Origin of the sequence: Streptomyces silaceus (assembly GCF_001419745.1) — a bacterium.
In the GTDB taxonomy this organism is placed as follows: Bacteria; Actinomycetota; Actinomycetes; order Streptomycetales; family Streptomycetaceae; genus Streptomyces; species Streptomyces silaceus.
This window is the reverse complement of sequence record NZ_LIRJ01000680.1, coordinates 1-5,211: the sequence shown is the minus strand read 5'-3', so window position 1 is coordinate 5,211 and position 5,211 is coordinate 1. Positions and strand designations below refer to the sequence as shown.

Here is a 5,211-nt window from a genome sequence, read left to right as displayed (position 1 = left end):
GGGCGGAGTGGTCGGTGGGATCGGAGGGGCTGATGGGACCAATGGGACTGATGGGACTGATGGGACCGGAGGGGCCCAACGGGCCGCAGTGGCCGGGCGGCGGCATGAGACCGGGTTACGAATGTGACGCGGTCGCGGATGCGGATGCGGGATCCGGCCTCGGAGAGATGGCGGGGCGGGGAGTGAGACCTGGGCACGAGTGTGCCTCGGTCAATGCGGCGAGGCCGGTGAGACCGGGGCATGAATGTGCCTCGGTCAACGCGGCGGGATCCGTGAGACCTGGGCGCGCATGTGTCGCGGTCAGAGGTGTGACCTGGTCACGCATGTGGCTCGGGTCAGGTCTGAGAACCGGTCACTGCTGTGACTCAGGCATGAATGAGATCGAGGCACGAATGACGCGGAGGCACGGATGAGTGCGACGGCAGCTTCACAGCCCCAGTCCCCGCAGTCCGACGGGGCGCCCGAGCCGGGCGGCGCGCGGTCGCCGCGGGTGATCCAGAGCGAGGCCACCACCGAGATCCCCGTCCACCTCCTCTTCCGCGACGACCCGGACGACACGACGGGCGTCCCGCTGTCGCCCGCCGTGGTGCGGCGCCGGCAGGGGACGGGCGAGCAGCCGAGGGCGCCGCGCCGGACCGCGCCCGCCCCGGCCGTCGCCGCCTCCCTCGCCGCCGTGCACGCCGAGCCGGCCGGGCGCCCGGTGCCCGACGTCGACCCCGCCCTCGTGGAGCGGCGCGCCCGGGTGCTGCCCGGGATCGTCGGGGTGCTCGGCGGGTGCGCGGGTGTCGCCGGGTGCGCGCTGTCGCTCTGGTGGGCGGGCGCGCTGCCCGAGCCCGCGGCGCGACTGGCCGGGCTGCCCGGGTACGGCGGCGCCGGGCTCGGGGCCGCGCAGTGGGCGTCGCTCGCCGGGTCGGGGGCGCTCGGGCTCTTCGGGTTCGGCGGACTCGCGCGCGGGCGGGTCGGCCGCGCGTGGGTGCTCGGTCTCTTCGGCCGCTACCGCGGCACCGTCCGCCGCACCGGACTGCTCTGGGTGAACCCGCTGCTGCTGCGCCGCCGCGTCGACGTGCGGCTGCGGCACTGGCGGAGCGAGCCGATGGCGGCCGTGGACCGCTGCGGGGTCGGGCTGCGCGTCGTCGTCCTCGTCGTGTGGCGGGTCAAGGACACCGCGCGGGCGACGCTCGCGGTCGAGGACCACCAGGAGTATCTGCGCCAGTGCGTGGAGGCGACCACCGCGCGGGTCCTGTCCCGGCTGCCCGCCGACGCCTTCCACGACGAGGCCCCCACCCTGCGCGACGCCGAGGCGGTCGGTGCCGCGCTGACCCGGGCGCTCGCGGCGGACGCGGGGGCGGTCGGCATCGAGGTGTTCTCGGTGCAGCCGACCCGTATCGAGTACGCACCCGAGGTCGCCGCCGTGATGCAGCGCCGCCGGGTCGCCGCCCTCGACGCGCGCCATCGCGACACCGTGCTGACCTCGGTGGTCGACTCGGTCGAGGACACGGTGACGCGGCTGACCACCCGGGGCCTGGTGGAGCTGGACGACTACGAGCGCAAGGCCCTGGTGAAGGACCTGACGGTGGCGTTCTATACGGGCCATGGAGAACACCGATGATCACCGCGCCGCACCCCTCGGCGGCCCGGCACGCCCCGACGGCCCCGCACCCTTCGACGGCGCCGCACCCCTCGACCGCCTGGCGGCCGACGCCTGGCGTCTGACGGACGGCGTCCCGCGCGCCGTCCTCGGCATCGCGGGCCCGCCCGGCACCGGCAAGTCGACGCTCGCGCGGGCCCTGGTCGAGCGGATCGGGGCGGGCGCCGCGTATCTGCCGCTGGACGGATTCCATCTGTCCAACGACCAGTTGGCGCGGCTGGGCCTGACCGCGCGCAAGGGGTCGGAGCCGAGCTTCGACGTGGCGGGGTACGTCGCGCTGCTGCGCCGGGTGCTCGACGACCGGGCGCACGACATCTACGTACCCGACTACGACCGCACGCTCCACGAGCCGGTCGCCGCCCGCCACCTGGTCGCGCCCACCGCCCGTCTCGTGATCACCGAGGGCAACTATCTGGCCTGCGACCTGCCCGGCTGGCGTGCGGCGCATGCGCTGATGGGGGAGTGCTGGTATCTGGACACACCCGGTCGAATCCGCCAACAGCGTTTGCTGGAAAGGCAGTTGGCGGGTGGCCGGTCGCCGGAGGCGGCCGCGGAGTGGGTCGCGGCGAACGACGGCCCCAACGGTGAACTCGTGGAGACGTCCCGCGGGCGATGCGGACGGATCATCTCCATCATTGGTATGGACATGTTCAACTAACGGCAATAATCTGAGGCTTGGTCTAGACCGCAGTGCGCGCACGTCCCCCCGGAACTCCCCATGTTCAGCAGGAGCAGGAGCGGCACATGCGAAACAAGAAGATGTACGCGGCCCTGGTCGGCCTCGGCACCGTCGGCGCCTTCGCGCTCTCCGCCGGTGGCGCGAGCGGCCACGGCTACACGGATCTGCCGGCCAGCCGTCAGATCAACTGTGCCAAGGGTGTGGTGGCCAACTGTGGCTCCATCCAGTACGAGCCACAGAGTGTCGAGGGCCCCAAGGGCTTCCCGGCCGCGGGTCCGGCCGACGGCAAGATCTGCTCGGCGGGCATCGCCGGATTCGACCAGCTCAACTCGCCCAAGGCGCCGAACGGCGGGGCCTGGCCGACCACGAAGGTGAGTGCCGGTCAGAACTACAGCTTCCGCTGGCAGTTCACCGCGCGGCACCGCACCACCGACTTCAAGTACTACATCACCAAGCAGGGCTGGGACGAGAGCAAGCCGGTGACCAGGGCCGCCCTGGAGACCACGCCGTTCCTCAACGTGCCGTACAACAGTCAGCAGCCGCCCGCGACCCTGTCGCACAGCGGCACGATCCCCGGTGGCCGCAGCGGTCACCACGTGATCGTCGCGGTCTGGACGGTGGCGGACACGGCGAACGCGTTCTACGCCTGCTCGGACGTCCAGTTCTGACGTCCGGTTCTGACGCCATGACGCCCCATCGGAGCTGAATTCCCCCAGTTCTGAGCAACGCTTGAGGATCTTCCCCAGGCTCCACGGGTAGGTTCTGCGCACGCCGTGCACGACCTCACGGCGTGCGCGGAGCCGTGCCTGTGCGGCCCGCACCGAGATCGGGGGATCCTCGTGGAGTTCATGTTCTACGCCGTGGCCATGCTCGTGGCCACGATGGTGACAGTCGGCGCGGTCAGGCTGGTCAAGCGGTCGAACGAGGTCGACCGGGCCTGGAACAGCGGCCTCACGGCCCAGGCGCGCTGCCTGCGGACGTACACGACGACGAGGGGTGGCGGCGGCAACGGTCACGTGTCCACGACGCTGCACCACGTCTACGAGTTCACGACCCTCGACGGCCGCTACGTCCGTTTCGAGGAGGAGCACGGCCCCGCGACGACCGTCGAGGGCGACATCGTCACCGTGCACTACGAGGCCGAGCGCCCCGAGGCGGCGACGGCCCACGCGCCCCGGCCCTTCGCGCTGACGGCGGGCACGTTCGGCCTGCTCTGCTTCCTCGGCGTCATGCTGGTGCTCTGCGTCTACTTCATGGTGTCGGTGGACGACATGTTCGCGGACGACGTGTACAGCGACATTCCCTGACGTCCGGAGCGGCGCACGCCCTCCACATCTGACGAGCCGTCAATTATGGTGCGCGGCCATGGAGAGCACCGGGAACACGGTCGCGGAACTCGTACGGGCGCGGTGGGGCGACCACCGCACCGGCCTGCGCTTCACGGGCAGGGAGCTGACTCACCATCAGGTGGCGGCGGGCGCGGCGGCCAGGGCCGCGCTGCTCGCCGATCTGCTGCCCCGCGGGCGCGAGCCGCACATCGGGGTGCTGCTCGACAACACCCCCGAATATCCCCTGTGGTTGAGCGCCGCCGCCCTCGCGGGCGTGGCCGTTGCGGGCATCAACCCGACACGGCGCGGCACCGAACTGGCCCGCGACATCGTGCACACCGACTGCGGGATCCTGGTGACCGAGCGGCGGCACCTCCCGCTGCTCGACGGCCTCGACCTGCCCGGCGTACGCGTCCTGGTGACCGGTACGGAGGCGTACGACGCCCTTCTCGCGCCCTACGCCGACGCGCAGCCGGAGATCGCGCGGGCGGCCGGCCCGCACAGCCGCATGCTCCTCTACTTCACCTCGGGGTCCACGGGCGCGCCCAAGGCGGCGATCTGCACCCAGGGCCGGCTTGCGGCGGCCGGGGCCTCGCTGGTCGCGCACTTCGGGATCAAGGAATCGGACACGCACTACGTCTGCATGCCGATGTTCCACGGCAACGCGGTGATCGCGGACTGGGCGCCGGCGCTCGCGGCGGGGGCGGGGGTGGCGCTGCGGGCCCGGTTCTCGGCGTCCCGGTTCCTCTCCGACGTCAGGGAGTTCGGGGCGACGTACTTCACGTACGTGGGGCGGGCCGTGCAGTACGTCCTGGCCACGCCCGAGGGGCCGGACGACCGGGAGAACCCGCTGCGGGTCGGGTTCGGGACCGAGGCGGGGGCGGTGGACGCGGCGCGCTTCGAGCAGCGGTTCGGGGTGCGGCTCGTCGAGGGCTACGGGTCCTCCGAGGGAGGGGCGGCGATCCAGCGCACGCCGGGCACGCCCGTCGGGGCGATCGGCCGGGCGGCGCCCGGGGACGACCTCGCGGTGGTCGACCCCGGGACGGGGCGGGAGTGCGAGGCGGCGCGGTTCGCGCCGGGTGGGCGGCTGGTGAACGGGGCCTCGGCGATAGGGGAGTTGGTGAACCGGGGGCCGAACCCCTTCGAGGGGTACTGGCGCAACGAGGAGGCGCAGGCCGAGCGGGTGCGGGACGGGTGGTACTGGACGGGGGACCTCTTCTACCGGGACTCCGAGGGGTACCTCTACTTCGCGGGGCGGGCGGACGACCGGCTGCGGGTCGACAGCGAGAATCTGGCGGCCGCGATGATCGAGAACATCCTCGCGCGGTACGAGGGGGCGGTGGCGGTCGCCGTGTACGCGGTGCCGGATCCCGTGGCGGGGGACCAGGTGATGGCGGCGGTGGCTCCGCCGGAGGGGGCGGGGTTCGATCCTCTCCTCTTCGCGGAGTTCCTCCTCTCCCAGGAGGATCTGGGGACGAAGATGGCGCCCCGGTTCGTGCGGGTGGTGGAGCGGATGCCGGTGACGGCGACGAACAAGGTGGCGCGGGGGGTGCTTC

At 72.4% G+C, this 5,211-nt stretch carries 5 protein-coding genes; all 5 read left to right on the top strand.

All coding sequences use genetic code 11. The features are described 5' to 3' along the window. Positions 1–409: 409 nt before the first annotated feature. On the top strand, positions 410–1,609 hold the full coding sequence (locus AOK22_RS38610) for an SPFH domain-containing protein (protein ID WP_055703289.1): 1,200 nt from the start codon (positions 410–412) through the stop codon (positions 1,607–1,609). After that, entirely contained in the window at positions 1,593–2,306 is a 714-nt protein-coding gene (locus AOK22_RS38605; protein WP_107102139.1) for an AAA family ATPase, read from the top strand. The genes AOK22_RS38610 and AOK22_RS38605 overlap by 17 nt, the downstream gene beginning before the upstream one ends. 86 nt (positions 2,307–2,392) lie before the next feature. Beyond that, positions 2,393–2,995, top strand: coding sequence for a lytic polysaccharide monooxygenase auxiliary activity family 9 protein (locus AOK22_RS38600; protein ID WP_055703288.1), 603 nt, complete (start codon positions 2,393–2,395; stop codon positions 2,993–2,995). 180 nt (positions 2,996–3,175) lie between these two features. Then, positions 3,176–3,634 carry a DUF3592 domain-containing protein gene (locus AOK22_RS38595; RefSeq protein ID WP_341845645.1) on the top strand — a complete coding sequence of 153 codons (459 nt, stop codon included), beginning with the start codon at positions 3,176–3,178 and terminating at the stop codon, positions 3,632–3,634. Positions 3,635–3,692: 58 nt separating this feature from the next. Beyond that, a partial coding sequence (locus AOK22_RS38590) for an AMP-binding protein (RefSeq protein WP_055703286.1) occupies positions 3,693–5,211 on the top strand: 1,519 nt, incomplete at its 3' end.